This window comes from Myxococcales bacterium (genome assembly GCA_016706225.1).
GTDB lineage: Bacteria > Myxococcota_A > Polyangia > Polyangiales > Polyangiaceae > JADJKB01.
The window spans coordinates 659,460-677,462 of the sequence record JADJKB010000008.1; the positions used below are offsets into that span (position 1 = coordinate 659,460).

The following is an 18,003-nucleotide window of genomic DNA, read 5'->3' on the forward strand; positions in this document are numbered from 1 at the left end:
TTCACCACACCGGTGTGCGCGGGAAATCGACGTCGCCGCTCACGTTCGTCTCGATGGCCTGCATCAGCGCCAGCACCGTGCGCTCTTGCCAGGGGCGCGCGACCAGCTGTACGCCGACCGGCAGGCCTGCGCTGGCCTCGTCGATGCGGCGAGCGAGCCGCCCCGTCTGCCCCTTCGCCCGGTCGCGCCGGGCCTCGGCGCTGTGCACCCGTGTGACTGGCACGACACCCGCGACGAAACCGGCGGCGTTCCAGGGCAGGGTGTAGGAAGCCGCCAACATCAGCTCGGCGGAGAGGCCGTGGGGCACGGCAGGCGTGGCGTAGGGCGGACAGAGCAGCGCGTCGATCCCGCTCGCGGCCAGGGCATCCGAGAGGGCCTCCGTCAGTGTGTCGAGGCTCGCTGCGAGCCGTTGGGTCTCCCCGACGCTGCGTTCCCCGATAGCGCCGAGCAAGCGTGCGAAGGCGCGATCGCCCGAGAGCTCCGCGACCTTGGCCATGGTGGCGCGCACCGCGCCTGGCAGGCGTACGAGTTGATGTAGCGAGCGCAGTGACTCCGCGACTGGGCCTCCGCGCAGCGCCTCGATCATCGTCTTGCCGCCCTCGGCCCCCAGCAACTTGACCGCGTCGTAGAACAACTCCGTGAGCCCCGGCGCATCGAAGGGCCGCACGCTGACGCCGGCCGCGGCCAGGGCATCCTTCGCGCGCTCGATGGCGCCGATGATCGCGCTGGACGGCGCGATCAGCTCGTTGCCTTTCAGGATGCCGACGACCAGCGTGCTCAGGTGTTTGGCGGGCAGATCCGTGACCGGCGGAACGCGGGCGTCGAGCTTGGCGAGGAGCGTGGCGGGAAGCGCTTCGAGGGCGAGCTCGAGATCTGCGGTGGTGCGCGCGAGCAGCGAGGTCTGGAGCGGGATGCGCTCGAGGCCCGGCAGCGGTCCGTGGCTGCCGGCGTTGGGCAGACGAAACGCCGTGGGTTTGAGCGCGGCGATGCCGCAGAAGTGTGCCGGAACGCGCACGCTCCCGCCCAGATCGGTCCCGACTCCGAGGGGTGAGAGTCCGGCTGCGATGGCCGCCGCTTCGCCGCCGCTCGATCCACCGGCGGAGTGTCGCGGGCTGAAGGGGTTTGCCGTGCGACCAAAGAGTGGGTTGTCGCTCTCGTACGCCATCAGCAGCTGGGCCAGGTTGGTGCGCCCGAGGATGATCGCGCCGGCGTCGTTGAGAGCCCGGACCATTGCGCTGTCCGACGCGGCGCGGGAGTCGCGTCTCGACACCACGCCGAGCGTGGTCGGACGACCCGAGAAATCGAAACACTCCTTGATCGTGACCGGCAGCCCGTGCAGCGGTCCGCGGGTATTGCCCTCGCTGCGCTCGGCGTCGAGGCGGTCTGCGCTCGCGAGCGCCTCGGCGTGGAACACCTCGCTGAACACGGACAGCTCGCGGTCCACCTCGTTGATGCGCTCGAGGTGTGCGCTGACCAGCTGTCGGCTCGTGAGCTCTCCGGCGGCCAGCCCTTGCTGCATTTCCCGGGCCGAGCGCCGATGCCATTCGGGCGGTGGTTTTCCGCTCGGTGGCTCGCGCAGGGAATCGGGGGGGGCGTTCACGTCGGCGCGGAGGCTACCTCACGGACCGGCGAGCTGGGAACGGTGTCCCGCTTTCGCTCGGTGGGCGTGGCCAAAGCTCGGTGCTAGCGTGCGCCCCGAAGCGGAGGCAGGCATGGCGCGACAGGATCGATTCCGCAAACTCGACCGGGACCATTGGGACGTGATCGTGGTCGGCGCCGGCATCGGCGGCCTGACCACCGCGGCGCTGCTCGCGCGACGTGGGCTCGGGGTGTTGGTGGTCGATCAGCACTACGTCGCCGGCGGGAACGCCACCATCTTCAAGCGGCCGGGCTACGAGTTCGACGTGGGTCTGCACTACATTGGGCAGTGTGAGCGGGGCCTGTTTCCCCGCGTGCTCGCCGATGCGGGCGCCGAGGCCGTGGGATTTCTGCCGATGGACCCCGACGCCTTCGACACCGTGGTCCTGCCGGGCTTCGAGCTTGGCGTGCCTCGGGGCATCGAGCGATATCGGTTGCGTCTGGTGGACGCCTTTCCTTCGGAGAAGGCCGGCATCGATCGCTACGTGAAGTATCTGAGCGAGCAGTCGCGGATCGACGCGGCGCTGCGCAAGCCGCGGCGGCTGCCGGGAGTGCTGCTCTCGTCGCCGCTCTTGCTGCGTTGGGGCGCGGGCACGCTGGGCTCCTTCCTGGATACTTGCACGAGAAATCCCGAGCTTCGCACGGTGCTCGCCGCGGAGAGCGGCGACTACGCGGAGCCGCCGAGCCGCGCATCGCTGGCGCTGCACGCGGGGCTGATGCTGCACTACCTGTCGGAGGGTGGATATTACCCCGAGGGCGGCGGGCAGGTGATGAGCGATCATCTGGCCGACGCCATCGAGGCCCACGGCGGCAAGCTCCTGCTCTCGACGCGCGTCTCGCGCATCGTGGTGGAAAACGGCCGCGCCGTCGGTGTGCGCCTGGCCAACAAACACCTGGGTGAACGCGAGGTCCGGGCGCGACGCATCGTGGCGAACACCGACATCAAGAAGCTGTACCTGGATCTGCTCGGTCCCGAGCTGGTGCGCGCGCGCACCCTCCGCAAAGCGCAACGCTGGCAGATGGCTCCCGCCCTCGGCATGGTCTATGTCGGCGCGCGGCGCGCGGCGCTCGGAGCGCGGACGAAGAACACGAACTACTGGATCTACAACAGCACCGACGTCGAGGCTGCTTACGCCGAGAACCGAGCCGGACGCTTCGCGAAACAGGCGTTGGTCTACGTGTCGCTCGCGTCCCTCAAAGATCCGGAGAACCGGCGGGTCGCGCCGCCGGGCATCGTCAACCTGCAGCTGATGAGCCTGGCGCCGAACCAACCGGAGGCCTGGGGTGTGCGCGATGTGGACGTGGTGACGGGCGCGTATCGCGACAGCCCCGAGTACCAGGCGCGGAAGGCCGAGTACACGGAGCTCTTGTTCCGCGGCGCCGAGCGTGTGTTTCCGGGGTTGCGCGAGCACGTCGTGTTCGAAGAGACGGCCACGCCGCTGACCCACAGCCGCTACACCCTCTCGACCGGCGGCACGTCGTATGGCCTGGCGTTGATCCCGGAGCAGTTCCTGTGGCGCAGGCCGGGGCCGAAGACCGAGATCGAAGGTCTGTTCGTGTGCGGTGCGAGCACCTATACCGGACACGGCATCGCAGGGGCCATGGCCTCCGGGGTGAACGCGGCGGCGGCCATTGCGGGCAGCCAGGTGTGGAGCGAAGTGACCCGCGCGCGGCCGCAGGGGGTGCCGCACGAGAAGGCGTCGATCCCGAAGCCGGCGCCGGAGCTCAGCGCCCGCGCCTAGCCCACGCCCGTCGGGGGGCCGGCAGCGAAGCTCCGCGCTCGCTTGCGCTCTCCTTACGCTCTCCCGCCGCGTGCTGGTGGTTCCTCGTCTCCGCAAAGAGCTTGTCATAGCAAGTATTGACCGGACGAGGCACCCGCGTCCCGGCCATCCGCCGCAGCTTTGGCGCCGAACACCTTGCAAGTCCCGGAAAACAAACGACGTTCAACCTGTTCGGCGCTCTAGCGCCCACCCCGGTGGGAGTCGCACGCGCGGCGTTCTTCAGTCGAACACACGCTCGCCGCCGATGACGACGGCGCGCACGGGGTTCATGCCGAACGCGTACCCGAGCCAGCGGTGGTCCGGCACGTCGCACACGATCAGATCGGCGCGTTTTCCCGGCTCGATGCTGCCGATCTCTGCGCCGCGGCCGAGGGCGTGGGCGGCGTTGATGGTGCAGGCCACGACCGCCTCGCTGGTGGTCATGCCGAGCGTGCGACAGGCCAGTGCGATGCACATTGGCAGCGAAGGCGTGAACGACGAACCCGGGTTGAAATCCGTGGCAATGGCCAAGGGGACGCCGGCCTCGATCAGGCGCCGGGCTGGCGCGTGATCGTGCATGGCGAGGTGAAACGGTACCCCGGGCAAGAGCACGCCGATGGGCGGTCGTTCAGCGCTGCCGAGGGCGGTGATGGCATCGTCGCTGATGTGTTCGAGGTGATCGACGCTGGCGGCGCCGAGCCTCGCACCGAGCGCCGCCGCACCGCTCGACGTGAACTGCTCCGCGTGCAGCTTCAGGCCGAAGCCCAGCTCCTTCGCGCAGCCGAGGATGCGCTCGGCCTCGTCGAGGGTGAACGCCTCTTGTTCGCAGAACACGTCGACGAACTCGGCCAGCTGGCGGCCCTTGATCTCGAGCATCAGCTGCTCGAGCAGCACCAGGTAGGCCTCGCGGTTGTCTCTGTACTCCGGTGGCACGACGTGAGCGCCGAGGAAGGTGCTGACGATGCGCAGGGGCAGCTCACTCTGCACCGTGCGGGCGACCTCTAGCAGCTTGATCTCCCCGTCGCGGTCGAGGCAGTAGCCGCTCTTGGCCTCGAGGGTCGTCGTTCCGTGCACCATGCACTCGGTGGCCCAGCGCACGGCGTTGGTGTTCAAGGCGCCGATGGCCGAAGCGCGGGTCTTCTTGACGGTGCGCTGGATGCCGCCGCCCTCCCGCAGGATCTCCAGGTAGGGTTTGCCACTCATGCGCTGCTCCCACTCGACGCAGCGGTCGCCGGCAAAGACCAGATGGGTGTGGCAGTCCACGAAGCCGGGCAACACGATGCCGCCGGCGGCGTCGAGCACCTGGTCTTCGTCCACGTGGTGTTCGCGCCGCAGGCGGTCGCTCGCGCCCACGGCGAGGATGCGGCCCTTGGCGATGGCGACGGCACCGTCGCGGATGACGCGGACCACCGCCTGATCGGCGCCGCGCGCCGGGCGATCCGAGAACCCCGCGCAGGTGACGACCTCAGCGGCGTTGACGATCAGCAGATCGGCTTCCGACATCGCGGCACCTCTTAGCGCGGGGCGGAGGCCGGCAGGGAAGATTTCGGATCGGGGGGGCCAGCGCGGCCGGGACTACCAGCAGTCGTTGTGGTTTTGCCCGTGACACGTGCCGTTGCAGCGAGGGTCGCCGCCGCTGCAGGCGTTCTTGGTCACGTTGACGGAGCCGCCGCTTGGCCCGGTGATCGGTTGTTTGGTGTCCTTCGCGCCGTTCATGTGGGTCGGCGTGTTGGCCGCGTTGTGGCACACGGTGCACGCGAGGTTCTCGCCGTTGACGTGTTTGTCGTGCTGACCGGTATTGGGGCTGGCCTGGTGGCAGCTGCCGCAGCTGCCAGTGTTCCAGGTGCCACCGGCCCAATAGGGCGTCACCACCGGCGCCCCACCGTTTCCGTTCGAGTGGCATGAACCGGTGCACGTGCCGCGGGCGGTGACCGGGGCTCCCTGTGTTGCGTTCACGTTCCACGCCATCGCGGTGTAGGGCGCTGAGAACAGCACATCGCCGTGGTGGCCAGCCGTCCCGAGCCCGGTCGAAGGGACGTATTGGAGGGCGTGGGCCACATCACCGCTGGCCGGCAGCGTGTGGCAAGCGCCGCATGCAAACGCAACGTGCGTCGCGCTGGCCGTGAGGTGCGGGACGTGCCTGCCGACTGCCAGGGTGTTGGTCGCCGTCTCGTCGCCGACGCCGAAGGGCGGGTTGTTCTGGTTCGGCGGTGTGCCGTGACAGAAACTGCAGCTCTTCCAGTTCTGACCGGCGTGACAGCTGGCGTTGTCGCACGAGACCCCTACCGTTCCGCCGTCGAGGTTGGCGCCGTGGCAGGCGCTGCAGAGCACGTTGTGCTCGTCTCGCTGCTGGTTCGTCAGGAAGTACTTGCTGCCGTGGTGGTTGGCGTTCGTGTTGCCCTTGGGCGACGTCCAGTTGGCGAGGTCGTGGTATTTGTTCGTCTCGACGACACCGTTGACGTGAAGCTTGCTGTTGGTCCAGCCCGTCGCGCTGGTGCCCGGATTGAACGAGCTGACCACCGCGCTGTGGCAGATCGCGCAGTCTTGGTGGGCCACGTGGGAGCCCCCAGGCGGATTGCTGTGGCAGGTGGTGCCGCAAGCGTCCCACGATCCGTCCACGACGTTCCAGATCGGGCTCTTGGCGACGCTGCCGCCGGGTTTTGCTCCGGCGAGCGTGGCGCCGTGGCAGTAGACGCCGGTGCAGGTGAGCGCCGAGGTGCTGAAGCTCGGGTTGGCACCGGTTGCGGTCGGGCCGCCGTAGCTCATGTCCCACTGACCGTTGCTGTGTGAGGTCGAGGTGGGCACGACGTGGCAATCCGTGCATTGCCCGTCGCGGTGCCAGGTGCTCGCGGTCAGGTGTTCCTGGTGAGCGCCGACTGCCACCTGGCTCGTGGTCGTTTCACCCTTCGTGCCGAGGGGAGGCGAGGGGTCGTTCTTTGCGACGTTACCGTGACAGCTCGTGCAGGTGAGGTTCCCGCCGCTGAATTCGACCTTGCCGTTCACGTGCAGGTTGGGCGCGACCCAGCTCGCGGTTGGGGGGGTGCCAGGTGTGAAGCTGGCGATCACCGCGGCGTGACAGGTCGGGCACGCCGTGCTGGTGGAATGGCTGCCTCCCGGAGGCGTCGTGTGGCACGACTTGCCGCACGTGACCTGGGAGCCGTCGACGGTGGTCCATTTCGGTGTGCGATTGGAGCTCTGACCCGCCAGATCCGGCTTCAACGTGGCGCCGTGGCAGTAGACGCCACTGCAGGTGTTCGCGGCGGAGTCGTAGCTGCCGGACTTTGCCAGCGGACCCCAGATCACGTCGTCAGTGCCGTTCATGTGAGTCGGCACCGACGGATCGACCGGAGTGCTCGGCACTTTGTGGCACTCGGTACACGTGACCTGCAGATGCCAGGTCGAGGTGCCGAGGTGGCTCTGGTGAGCGCCGACCCCGGGGGTTTGTGGGCTGGTGTTGCCGCCGAGGTCCTTCGGCGGGGCTGCGTTCTGAGCGCTGCCGTGACAGGTGGTGCAGACGCCGGACGAGCCTCCTCCGCCGGAGCCGGCGGCGCCGCCCGAGCCGCCCGCTCCCCCCGCTCCGGACGCTCCCCCCGCTCCGGCGGCGCCGCCACTCGTGCTCGTGCCACCGCTGCCGGCCGCTCCACTCGCGCCAGCCACGCCGCCACTCGCGCTGCTGCCGCCGCCCGCGCTGCTGCCGCCGCTCGCGCTGCTGCCCCCACTCGCGCTGCTGCCTCCGCTCGCGCCGCTGCCTCCGCTCGCGCTGCTTCCCCCGCTACCGCTCACTCCGCCGGTTGTGTTCTTGCCGTCGCCCGAGTCGCCCCCTCCACATGCAATCACGAACCCGAGTGCGGCGCCGGTCAACAAGAGCGGGACTGTCTTCATCAACGACCTCCAAAGGGCGAGTGTGTCCTCCTCCCGATAGTGTCAGGATGCTCGCGGACCAGGCGCGCGATCCATGCCTCGGATGGCCGATCTTGCGATCGATCAAGTCATGCGAAATCTTGCGCAATGCTTGCGGGCGATCTGTGGCCTCGCGCGCGGCAGCACACAATCTCGCGCGTCGCCCGCTTCGCCGATCACCCAAAAGTGTCCCCGTCGAAGCCCCAGTGCTCAGCCTCCGCTTCGGTGAGCTCGATGTAGAGCCGCGCTGGTCATGACCACGCCTCGGGTTTGGCGAAATGCCCAGAAAGCAGGCGTGAGAACTGGGTGAGTCGCTGCGTTCGTGCTTCGGCGGGCGGGGGTTCGGTGGAGCTCGTGTCGTGGATCAAGGGCGTGGCGCGGAAGGCTACGACAACGGGATCGGGCTTGCTGTCCCGTCCGCGGCGCGAGAAAGTGGCCGCGATGCCTCGCGCCTGGCTGGTCTTTTTGGTGTGCGCCGCGGGCTGCAAGGGTGAAAGCGGCTCCGCCCAGGCCGAACGAAGCGCGCGCGGGACCCCCGGCGCCCGTTCGGCAGCGAGCCAAACCGGAGAGCCGGCTGCCGCGCAGCCGGGAGAGCCGGCCGCGGCAAGCCCTTGTGTGCAGCGCTGCATCGACAGCCGGCAGATGCAGGCGGTGTCGGCGGAGAAAATTGCCGCCGACTGCCGGGCAGAATGCGAGAAACAGTGAGCGCGCCAGCCGACGAGCGCATCGAGCAGCTGGAGCGGGAGAACGCCGCGCTCAGGCAGGCGGTGGATCTGCTGCATCGGGTCAGCAACCTCGTGCGCCAGTCCCTGGAGCTCGAGCCGACGGCGTATGCGCTCTTGACCGGTGTCACCGCCGGCGTGGGGCTCGGCTTCAATCGCGCGATGTTGTTCTTCGTCGACGACGCCGACCGCACCACCCTGCGGGGTGTCGCCGCCGTCGGGCCCGCCAGCCGGGACGAGGCCGATCGGGTCTGGAAGTCGATCGAAGGCGACGCTCCGGATCTGCTGACGTTGTACGAAGCCGGGCTCAAACAGCGCGCGGAGCACAGCGCGCTCGACGCCCGGGTGCGAGAGCAGAGGATCTTGATTTCGGGGGACACCCCGGTGGCGCTCGCGCTCCGTCGCGCGGCGCTGGTGCACCGGGAGGGAAGCGACGATCTCCTCGGCCTCTTTCACCTGCCGACCGCCGTCGCCGCGCCGCTCCGAGGTGTGGGGCGAGCTCGCGGCGTGCTCTACGCGGACAACTGCTTCACCGGGCGCCCGCCGGGGGACGCCGTCGAACGCGTGCTGTCCTTGATCGCCGATCAGGCGGGGCGCGCCCTCGAACACGCGCATCACTACGAGGAGCTGGCGGAGCGCGCACGCATGGACGCGCTGACGGAGCTCGAGCACCACGGGCGGATGATGGAAGCCCTCGCCGCGGCCCTCGGACGTGACGCCGACGAGCCCATGGGACTGGCCATGATCGATCTCGACGACTTCAAACGCGTCAACGATACCCACGGCCATCTCGCGGGGGACGCGCTGCTCGCCGAGCTGGGCAAACGCCTGCGCTCGGTGCTCAGGGCAGGGGAGCGCCCCTACCGTTATGGCGGCGAGGAGTTCACCGTGCTCTTGCCGGGCGCCACCGAGGGAGATCTGTTTGCCATCGGAGAGCGGCTGCGCCTGGCCGTCGCCGACACTCCGTTTGCGGTCGGTCCCGAGCGGCGATTGGTCGTGACCTGTTCGATCGGTGTCGCAGCCCGCGCGCGCGGCGACGATGCCGAGCGCCTGATCGACGCCGCGGATCAGGCGCTCCTGGTGGCCAAGACCAGCGGAAAAAATCGGGTTCAAGTGGCGCAGCGTGGCCGCTGAGCGCGCGGTTCGTGTCTGATTCGCGCGGGCAAGAGCCGGCTCACGGCATGTTCAACTTCTTCTCGGCGGCCGTCTCGCTGGCCTCGGCATAGCCCGCGATGGCGTGGCGTGCGACGCCGATGCCCGGATCCACCGTGAGCACGCGATCGAGGCGCTCGGCACGCTCGTCGGTGCCGTCGGCGACCACGACCATGCCGGCGTGCAGAGAGTTGCCGATGCCAACGCCGCCGCCGTGGTGGAAGCTCACCCACGACGCGCCGGCGGCCGTGTTGAGCGCGAAGTTGAGCAGCGCCCAGTCCGCGATGGCGTCGGAGCCGTCTTTCATCGCCTCGGTCTCGCGATCGGGGGACGCCACGGAGCCGCAGTCCAGGTGGTCGCGGCCGATGGCCACCGGCGCGCTGACCTTGCCGTCGTGGATCAAGCGGTTCATCGCCAGCCCGAACTTCGCGCGATCGCCGTAACCGAGCCAGCAGATGCGGGTCGGCAGAGCGAGGAACGGCACCCGCTCACTGGCGAGCTTCAGCCAGCGACGGAGCCCCTCGTCTTCGGGAAAGACTCGCGCGAGCTCCTGGTCGATGACGTGAATGTCCTTCGGATCACCGCTGAGCGCGGCCCAGCGAAACGGACCCATGCCCCGGGAGAACAGCGGCCGGATGTAGGCGGGGACGAAGCCGGGATACTTCCAGGCGCCGGCCTCGTCCCGCACGTTCACGCCGGCCAGCTCGGCTTGGGCTCGCAGGTTGTTGCCGTAGTCGAAGGCGATGGCCCCGCGGCGCTGCATCTCCAGGATGGCGCTCACGTGGTCCGCGATCGCCGCCAGGCTTTGCCGGTGATACTCGGCCAGATCACGGCCGCGCAGGCCGTCGAGCTCCTGCACGTCGCCCCGCGGCAGGTACGCGCCGAGATCGTGCGCCGGGGTCTGATCGGTCACCATGTCGGGGATCACGTTCCTCCGAACGAGCTCCGGGAAGACGTCCGCGGCGTTGCCGACGAGGCCAATGCTGAGGGCACGGCCCGCGCGTTTTGCCTCGTCTGCCCACGCCAGCGCCTCGTCGAGGGAGTGAGTCGACTTGTCGCAGTAGCCCTCGGCCACCTTGCGCTCCACCCGTTCCGCACGTGCCTCGACGTCGATGACCACGCCCTCGTTCATGGTCACGGCCATGGGCTGAGCGCCGCTCATGCCACCGAGTCCGGCGGTGAGCACCAGCTTCCCCTTGAGCGACGGCACGCCGTAGTGTTTCTCCGCCGCCGCCAGGAACGTCTGGTAGGTGCCCTGCAAGATGCCCTGCGTGCCGATGTAGATCCACGAGCCGGCGGTCATCTGCCCGTACATGGTCAGGCCCATGCGGTCGAGGCGATCGAAGTTGTCCTGGGTCGCCCATTTAGGGACCAGGTTCGAGTTGGCGATCAGGACCCGCGGCGCGTGTTCGTGGGTCTTGGCGACGTAGACCGCGCGACCCGACTGCACACACAGGGTCTCGTCAGGCGCGAGCTGATCCAGTGCCCGGGTGAGCTTCTCGTATTCGTGCCAGTTGCGCGCAGCGCGACCGCTTCCGCCGTACACGATCAGGTGCTCCCAGTCGACGGCGTTGGCGGGATCGAGGTTGTTGATCAACATGCGCTTGGCGGCCTCGGCGTCCCAGCTCTTGGCCGTCCGGCTGATGCCGCGCGGGGCACGCGGCGGAGAGCTCGGCTTCGCCGCCATGTGCAGCGGTCGGCCGTGGCGTAACAGCTCGCCTTCGATGTCGCAGCGGCAAGCGTATTTCGTGCGTTCGTGCTCGGCAATGACCCGATCTTGCATCGGCGCGCAGCATATCAGGCCCGTTCCCGCGCGCGGCGCCCAAGGGCCGCGGCCCGCCGGACGAACGAGAATTTCCCGCGGCGGGCGTGATAACGTCCAGTCCCGCGCATGGCAGAAGACGACGCATCGGGACCGAAGAAACCGTCGAAGCCGGGGGCGTCGCGCTCCATTCCTCCGCCGCCTCCGCAGCGCAAGGGGGCTCCCCCGCCGCCAGCGCCGCCGGGTTCGAACCCGAAGACCGCCGTGCCGCCGCCGCCTCAACGGCGTGCGTCCAGCGCGCAGCAGGAACGCGTGCACGTCTCGCCACCGCCGACGCCCGTGGGCGCTCCGTCACCGCCTCCGTCCCCCGCGCCCGCAAGCGCAGCGCACAGGCGCTTCGCCTGCGGTCCGCGCGCAACCCAAGTCGATCCCTCCTCCGCTCCCGCAGTCACCACCGCCGCCCGCTGTCGCACCGGCGCAGCACTTGAAGACGGACTCGGGTCTCGGAACCGGCGCGCCGAGTCAGACGCCGCTCTGGGCTCAGCGCGCCGTGAAGAAACTCGAGACGGAGCTGGCCAAGGAGCGACCCGCTGCGCGTCGGCAGGCTGCACTACGAGATCGCGCGTCTGTACGAGGCGCCGATCAGAGAGCTCGGAAGCGCCGCGGATCATTACCAGAAGGCCTACGCAACCTGTCCCGATCACCTGCCGACTCTGCGCGGGGCGCGCCGCGTCTTGTGCGCCAACAAGAACTTCCAGGCCGCGTTGCCGCTGTTCGACGCCGAGGCGCGGTTTCTGTCCGAGCCCGGGCTGAAGGCGCAGAGTTTCTACGAAAAGGGACGCGTTCTCGAGGATCACCTGGCCCAGCGCCGCGAGGCCCGGGAGGCCTACGCGGCCGCGCTCGAGCTCGATGGCCAGAACATCACGTACCTGAAGGCGCTCGAGCGCTCCGACGCGCAGAGCAAGTCGTGGGACGCGCTCGACAACATCCTGGAGCGCTCCGCCAACGCCGTCGCCAGCGACACCCGGCATCGCGCCGCGCTGATCGTCGAGCGCGCGCGCCTGGTCGAGTCGCGCAAGGGAGACAGCCGCACCGCGACCGAGCTCTACAACGAAGCGCTGGGTTTCGACCCGCGGGCGCCCGCCGCGCTGGAAGCGCTGAAGCGTCTGCACTACACCCATCAACGCTGGCGCGACCTGACCTTCGTCTTGCAGCGCGAGGCCGAACAAGCGACCGACCCGAATGTGCGGGCCATGGCGTACTATCGCATGGGCCGGGTGCTCACCGATCGCTTGGGCCACGTCGATGAGGGCCTGTCGGCCTTCGAGCGTGCGGCCTCCGAGGTACCGAACGAGCCGATGGTGCTCGAGGAGCTCTCGCGGCTGTACGAGCTGGGAAAACGCTGGGAACAGCTCGCCACGGTGCTCGAACGCCTGGTGGAGGGCGCCCGCTCGGACGCCGAGCGAATCGGCATCTTGCATCGCATCGGCCAGCTCGCCGAGGAGCGCCTGAACGATGAGGCCCGCGCCATCACCTGGTTCTCAAGGGCGCTCGCCCTCGATCCGACCTACCTGCCGGGGCTCCAGGCACTGGGGAAGATCTACACCCGGCGCCAGCAATGGGCCGAGCTCATCAACATGCACCTGGCGGAGGCCGGCGCGACCGCCGACGCCGCGCGCAAGGCGAGCTCCCACGCCCGCGTCGCCGGGATCTTCGAGGAGCGACTGGGCAACATCGAGCACGCCACGGCCCACCACGCTCGGGCGCTCGGGCTCTTGCCGGGCTACTCATCGAGCTTCAAGGCGCTCTCTCGCATCTATCAAGAGGCCGGCAAGTGGCGCGAGCTGATCGAGCTATTCGAGCGGGCCGTGGACGAGGCGAAGGACGTCGAGACGAAGATCACCTACCTGTTCAAGATCGGGCGGGTGCACGAGGACGCGCTGGGCTCTCCAGCCAACGCGCTCAGCGCCTATCGGCGTGTGCTGGAGGTGGCGCCGGATCACGTTGGCGGAATTCACGCGGCGCAGCGCGCAGCCGAGCGCGCCTTGCGCTACAAAGATCTGGTCTGGGCGCTGGAGCTCGAGGCCGAGAAGGTCTCGGACAAACGCCAGGCCGTCGTGCTCTATCACCGCGCTGGTGAGGTGCTCGAGGACTCGCTCGGCGACGTCGACGGTGCACTCGTGCGTTTCAAGCGCGTGGCGGAGCTCGACAAGACCTATCAGCCCGCGCTGAGCAGCCTGGGGCGCCTGTATTATTCGGCCGGTCGCTGGGAAGATCTGCTCGACACCTACAAACGCGAGCTGGAGGTCGCGCCCAAGGGTAACCCGAGCGCCGCGCTGCTCTACAAGATGGGTGAGCTCAGCGAAGAGCGCATCGGGCGGGACGACGACGCGGTCAACTTCTACCGCCGCGCCATCGACGCAGACCCATTCCACCGCCCCGCGCTGCACGCGCTCGAACGCAAGCTCTCGGAGCGAGGGCAGTGGGGCGAGCTGGTGAAGTTGATCGAGCTCGAGCTGTCCGGACTCAAGGAGCCAGCGGAGCGCGCCCGCAGCGCGTTCCATCTGGGTGAGGTCTACGAGAACCGACTGGCGCAGCCCGACAAGGCACTTGCGGCGTACGAGCAGGCGCTGGTCGCGGCGCCGGAGTTTCGGCCAGCCGCAGACGGTCGCTCACGCCTCTTGACCCTGTCCCGCGAGTTCAAGAAGCTGGCCGAAGATCTCGCGCGCGAGGTCTCGACGGCCGAGGACCCGAGCGTGGCGATGGTCGCGTTGTTCCGCCAGGGTGAGCTGTACCGCGACGAGATCGGCGACAGCCGCCGGGCCATCGAGTCCTTCGAGGCGGTGTTGTCCCGCGATCCGGCGCACCTCGGCGCGCTCTTGGCGCTCGAGCCGCTGTACACCGAGATCGGCGCGTGGGAGCCGCTGGCGCGGGTGTTCGCGACCGAGGCCCGCATCTTGACCGACGTCGGCGCGCGCGTTGCCGCGCTGAAGGAGCTGGCTCGGCTGGAAGAGACCCGCAGCGTGGGTAAACCGGAGGAGCTGCGCGCGGCGTACATCGCGGTGCTGCAGCTGTCGCCGTCGGATCCCGGGGCCCTCGCCGCGCTGGAGCGCCTGGCGTTGAGCTCCGGCGACATGCAGCTCTTGACGCACGTGGACGCCAAGCTGGGCGCGACCCTGGCGTCACCCGTGCTTGCAGCGGTGCACCAGACACGGCTCGCCGAGGCGCTGGAGGCGATGGGAGATCCGAGCGCGCTCGAGACCTTCCGCGCGGCCTTGGCCCGCGACCGCGACAACCTGGCCGCCGCGCTCGGGATCTGCCGGATTGCGGCGGAGAGCGACGATCCGGGGCTGGTGGGCGAGGCGGCGGAGCTCGCGTTTCGAGTGCTGCTCGACAAACCCTTGGGCTCGGGGCTGCTGGTGCGTGCGGCGGCCTCCCTCGCCACCAAGAACGACGTGGACGGCGCCATCATGGCGCTGGAGGCCGCGCTCGAGAAACACCCCGAGAGCGCCGAGGCGGCCGCCGAGCTGCGCAGGATCTTGCTGGGGCGCCGGGAGTTCGATCGCCTATTCGATGCGCTGTGTCAGGCCGCGCAGTGGTGCAAGGACCGCGAGCGCATGGCGGTGCTGTGGCTCGACGTCTCGGAGCTGCTCGCGGATCAGAAGCGCGACATTCCGGCGGCGCTCGCCGCCCTGCAGCGCACCCTCGAGCACCTGCCGCGGCACGTACCCACGCTGATGCGCCTCGGTGATCTGTATTCGCGCGACAAGCAGTGGGCCGAGGCCGTGGACCGACTCAAGCAAGCGCTGGCCGCGTCCCCGCCGGTCGAGGTGGAGGTCGCCGCGCACCTCATGCTGTCGCGGATCTTGAAAGAAGAGCTCGGCGACGAGGCACGCGCGCTGACCAGCCTGGAGCGGGTGCTGGCCCTCGAGCCCAAGAACCGCGCGGCGCTGGCCCGCGTGCTCGAGATCCAGATGCGTCGCGGGCAGATGAGCGACGCGACCAACACCGCCGCCGAGCTCGTGGCGGTGGCGTCGAGCGCCAAGGAACGCGCCGAGACGTTGGGGCTGCTGGCGCGGCTGCATCGGCAGAACAAGAACCTGGACGCTGCTGCCAACGCCTTCGAGCAGGCGGTCAGCATGGTGGGCACCGAGGGCACCGTCGCGGCGGAGTTCAAGGATCTGCTGCTGGAGCAGAAGCTACTCGGAGAAGATCCGCGCTGGGACTACTACATCGGCGCGCTCGGTGGTTACGCCGAGCAGCTGGCCGACGTGCGCAAGCGCTCCGGCATCTTCCTGGAAATCGCGCAGGTGCTGGCGGACGAAATGGAGGTGCCGGATCGGGCGCTGCACACCCTGCAGCGGGCGTTGGCTGCGGATCCGGAGAGTGTGGAGCTGCGCACCGAGCTGTCGAAGCGCCTCAAGCTCGCGCGGCATTTCCCCCAGGCGTTGATCGAGCTCCGACGCCTGCTCGAGGTCGACGTCACCAAGGTCGAGACCTGGGGCAGCATCCTCGAATGTTTTCAGGGGCTCGGGCGCACGGAAGAGGCAACGCTGGCCATGGCGCCGCTGGTTGCCCTGGGTTTCGCCAACGATCTGGAGCGGGCTACGGTCTCATCGCGGCCCTCGCGTTTTGCCCATTCGCGACCCGGCGCGTTCGACGAGACGGCGTTCCGCGGCGTCGATGGGCGCGGGGCGGATCCCGCGCTCGCGGTGCTGGCGGCGATCACCGAGGGTCTCGGCAAGGTCTATCCACCGGAGCTGGAGCGTTACGGCCTGACCAGCAAAGATCGCATCACGACGCGCTCGGGGCATCCGCTCAAACAACTGGCGGATCGGGTGGCGAGTGTCTTCGGCACCTTCGAGTTCGATCTGTATTTGCATCGCGCGCATCAGGGGCTGCTCGAGGTCGAGTTCACGGATCCCCCTGGGATCTTGGTGCCTGCGCACGTGGCGAACCTGCGCGAGACGGAGCAGGTGTTCCTGTTGGCGCGCCCGCTGGCGCTGGTGGCGCGGGGAGCAAACGCCATCGGTCGGCTGGCGCCGGCGGAGATCGGGTTGCTCTTGGTGGCGGCGTGCCGTGCGCTGGACCCGAGCTTCGGAGCGGGGCTCTCGGACGAGGACTTCCTGCAACAACAAGCCAAGCGAGTGCAGAAGGCGATCTCCCGGCGTTCGCGGCGCACGTTGGAAGAGGTGGCGCCGGCGTTCATGGCAACGCCGCGACCGGAGTGGGAGGCGTGGGCGTTCGAGCACCGGAAGACGGTGGCGCGCACCGCGGTCCTGCTCGCGGACGAGCTGCCCTCGTCGATTGCGCTCGTGCGGCGGGTGGAGGGCGACCTGGCCGGCCTGCGCGGAGCGGCGCTGGCCCAGGGCATCGGCCTCACCCATGATCTCTTGCGCTTCTGGGTCAGCGATGCGGCGTTTGCACTGCGGCGTCGTGTCGGCGTGCTGTGACGATGGTCGCGGTCCTCGGTAGCGCGAGTTGCGAGAAGACCCGTTCCGACCCGAGCGACTCGCGTCGGGTCACTCGGCCGCCACACTCACCGCGATCGCGGGGCGCTCTTCGAGCGGCGTCGTCGGGCCGCCGCGTTCGTGCGCTGTGACTCGCACGACTGTGCGCTGGCCGCCGTCGATCTCGAAGCGGCGCTGTGCCTTCACGCGGAAGCGATAGCCTTTCAGGTACGCAAACACTCCGTATCCCGCTCCACGAAAGTCGAGCTCCACGCGCAGGTCGTGCTCTCCCGCTTCCAGCTGGGCGTCGTACACGGGCAGCTCGGACGCGCCCGCGAGGTCCTCGGACCTGCGCTCGTAGATGGGCCGTTCGTCCAGGCTGAGCTTGGCGCCGATCAGACGAAAACTGGAGCTCATGCGGCTCTCCACGACGATGCGCACGGACGCCGTGCCGAAGCGCCGGCGCGGCGCAGGTTGTTTTCCGGCGCAAGCGAGGAGCGGAGCAGCGAACACGAGTGCGAGGCTCGCGAGCCACGCGCGCCGGCTCACGGCTGACGGTGTGGACGGGGCTCGTCGGAGGGCGCTCTCGCGATTCACCGTCCGCATGCTACTCGCTCCGCCCGCCGCTGGCGGGGCGCGCCGCGCAATCCGACGGGCCCTCTGGTCCGGAGCGAGCAGCTGCTGGGCTCGGCAGCGCGCGGCACGTGCGCCCTGACATGCTGCGCTTCTGCGCGTGTGCCAGCGCCCCGGCGTGGCACACGCCCGGCCGAAGCCCGGGGAAATTGCGCAGAAAGATGCTGGCATGGACGCTGCACACATCGGGCGCATGACTCCACGAGCGAACGCTGTCCTTTCGGCGCTGACTTTGGTTCTGGTCGCGGGCTGTGGTGGTTCCACCAACGATGATCAGCCCTCGACGGGCGGGGTGGGCGGTGGCAGTGGCGGCACCGCGACCGGGGGCAGCGGGGGCAACACCGGCGGCAGCCCGGGTGGCGGCAGCGGTGGGCTTGCTGGCAGCGGTGCAGTGGGCGGTGCGGCCGGCGCAAGCTGTGCTCTCTACCTCGATCAAACGGGCCAGGCGACGACCGTGCGCCTCACCAACCAACGCACCGAACCCATCTTCCTGGGAGGCTCCAACGACTGCGGTCCCACGGAGCCTTTCGGCATCGAGGGGCCCGATGGCAAACCAGTGAAACTCTGGCCCGGCGGCTGCGGCCACACCTGCGAAGGGCTGCAATCCCACGGCAACTACTGCAGCGGCGCTTGCATGATGCCGCCGCTGATCCGCATCGAGCCGGGGGGCACCTACGAGCGGAAGTGGCAGGGCGTCGTGTTCGAGCCGGCATCGATGCCGGACAGCTGTTACTCCGACCCGAACGATCTGCTGACGAGCTGCGAGCAACAGCTCCCGGCGCCGGCCGGCAAATACGCCTTCAGCGCCAGCGCGTCGGCTCAGGCAACCTGCGGCTCGGGCTCCTGTGTCTGCCCCGCCGGGAGCCCCGGTTGGTGTGAATTGCCCGGCGGCGGACAGCTCGGCAGCCCAAGCTTGGCAGCCAGCGCGGACCTCTCCCTGCCGGCGGCGAACCTGGTCGAGCTCTCGTTTCAGTGAGCGCAGACTT

10 protein-coding genes are annotated in these 18,003 nt (G+C 69.1%); 5 read left to right on the forward strand and 5 right to left on the reverse strand.

Going from position 1 to position 18,003, the window contains the following annotated elements:
- Position 1: 1 nt before the first annotated feature.
- Positions 2-1,600 (reverse strand): amidase, encoded by a 1,599-nt coding sequence (locus tag IPI67_16920; protein MBK7581877.1) that lies wholly within the window; start codon positions 1,598-1,600, stop codon positions 2-4.
- Positions 1,601-1,712: 112 nt separating this feature from the next.
- Here IPI67_16920 and IPI67_16925 point away from each other — a divergent pair, with 112 nt between their 5' ends.
- Positions 1,713-3,380 carry an NAD(P)/FAD-dependent oxidoreductase gene (locus IPI67_16925; protein MBK7581878.1) on the forward strand — a complete coding sequence of 556 codons (1,668 nt, stop codon included), beginning with the start codon at positions 1,713-1,715 and terminating at the stop codon, positions 3,378-3,380.
- Between the two features lie 258 nt (positions 3,381-3,638).
- On the opposite strand, the gene IPI67_16930 is transcribed toward IPI67_16925, so the two are convergent.
- Together IPI67_16930 and IPI67_16935 are read right to left on the reverse strand one after the other, a co-directional pair.
- Positions 3,639-4,901: an imidazolonepropionase gene (locus tag IPI67_16930; GenBank protein MBK7581879.1), complete on the reverse strand. Its 1,263-nt coding sequence runs from the start codon at positions 4,899-4,901 to the stop codon at positions 3,639-3,641.
- Between the two features lie 72 nt (positions 4,902-4,973).
- Entirely contained in the window at positions 4,974-7,280 is a 2,307-nt protein-coding gene (locus IPI67_16935; protein ID MBK7581880.1) for a CxxxxCH/CxxCH domain-containing protein, read from the reverse strand.
- 459 nt (positions 7,281-7,739) lie between these two features.
- Between IPI67_16935 and IPI67_16940 the strand changes: the two genes are divergently transcribed.
- Both IPI67_16940 and IPI67_16945 read left to right on the forward strand, forming a co-directional pair.
- A complete protein-coding gene (locus IPI67_16940; protein ID MBK7581881.1) occupies positions 7,740-8,003 on the forward strand; it encodes a hypothetical protein in 264 nt (87 codons plus the stop codon).
- Positions 8,000-9,154, forward strand: coding sequence for a sensor domain-containing diguanylate cyclase (locus IPI67_16945; GenBank protein ID MBK7581882.1), 1,155 nt, complete (start codon positions 8,000-8,002; stop codon positions 9,152-9,154). The genes IPI67_16940 and IPI67_16945 overlap by 4 nt, the downstream gene beginning before the upstream one ends.
- 40 nt (positions 9,155-9,194) lie before the next feature.
- Here the strand turns inward: IPI67_16945 and hutU are convergent, their stop codons facing one another.
- On the reverse strand, positions 9,195-10,859 hold the full coding sequence (gene hutU / locus IPI67_16950) for a urocanate hydratase (GenBank protein ID MBK7581883.1): 1,665 nt from the start codon (positions 10,857-10,859) through the stop codon (positions 9,195-9,197).
- Positions 10,860-11,668: 809 nt separating this feature from the next.
- Here hutU and IPI67_16955 point away from each other — a divergent pair.
- Entirely contained in the window at positions 11,669-16,387 is a 4,719-nt protein-coding gene (locus IPI67_16955) for a tetratricopeptide repeat protein (protein ID MBK7581884.1), read from the forward strand.
- Between the two features lie 69 nt (positions 16,388-16,456).
- Here the strand turns inward: IPI67_16955 and IPI67_16960 are convergent, their stop codons facing one another.
- On the reverse strand, positions 16,457-16,981 hold the full coding sequence (locus IPI67_16960; protein ID MBK7581885.1) for a hypothetical protein: 525 nt from the start codon (positions 16,979-16,981) through the stop codon (positions 16,457-16,459).
- A gap of 205 nt (positions 16,982-17,186) precedes the next feature.
- Between IPI67_16960 and IPI67_16965 the strand changes: the two genes are divergently transcribed.
- A complete protein-coding gene (locus IPI67_16965; GenBank protein ID MBK7581886.1) occupies positions 17,187-17,993 on the forward strand; it encodes a hypothetical protein in 807 nt (268 codons plus the stop codon).
- Positions 17,994-18,003: the final 10 nt, after the last annotated feature.

Bases quoted from the DNA above. Each gene is read 5' to 3' on its own strand.
- IPI67_16925 (MBK7581878.1), top strand. From the start codon at position 1,713: ATGGCGCGACAGGATCGATTCCGCAAACTCGACCGGGACCATTGGGAC.
- IPI67_16930 (MBK7581879.1), bottom strand. From the start codon at position 4,901: ATGTCGGAAGCCGATCTGCTGATCGTCAACGCCGCTGAGGTCGTCACC.
- IPI67_16935 (MBK7581880.1), bottom strand. From the start codon at position 7,280: ATGAAGACAGTCCCGCTCTTGTTGACCGGCGCCGCACTCGGGTTCGTG.
- IPI67_16940 (MBK7581881.1), top strand. From the start codon at position 7,740: ATGCCTCGCGCCTGGCTGGTCTTTTTGGTGTGCGCCGCGGGCTGCAAG.
- hutU (MBK7581883.1), bottom strand. From the start codon at position 10,859: ATGGCGGCGAAGCCGAGCTCTCCGCCGCGTGCCCCGCGCGGCATCAGC.
- IPI67_16965 (MBK7581886.1), top strand. From the start codon at position 17,187: ATGGACGCTGCACACATCGGGCGCATGACTCCACGAGCGAACGCTGTC.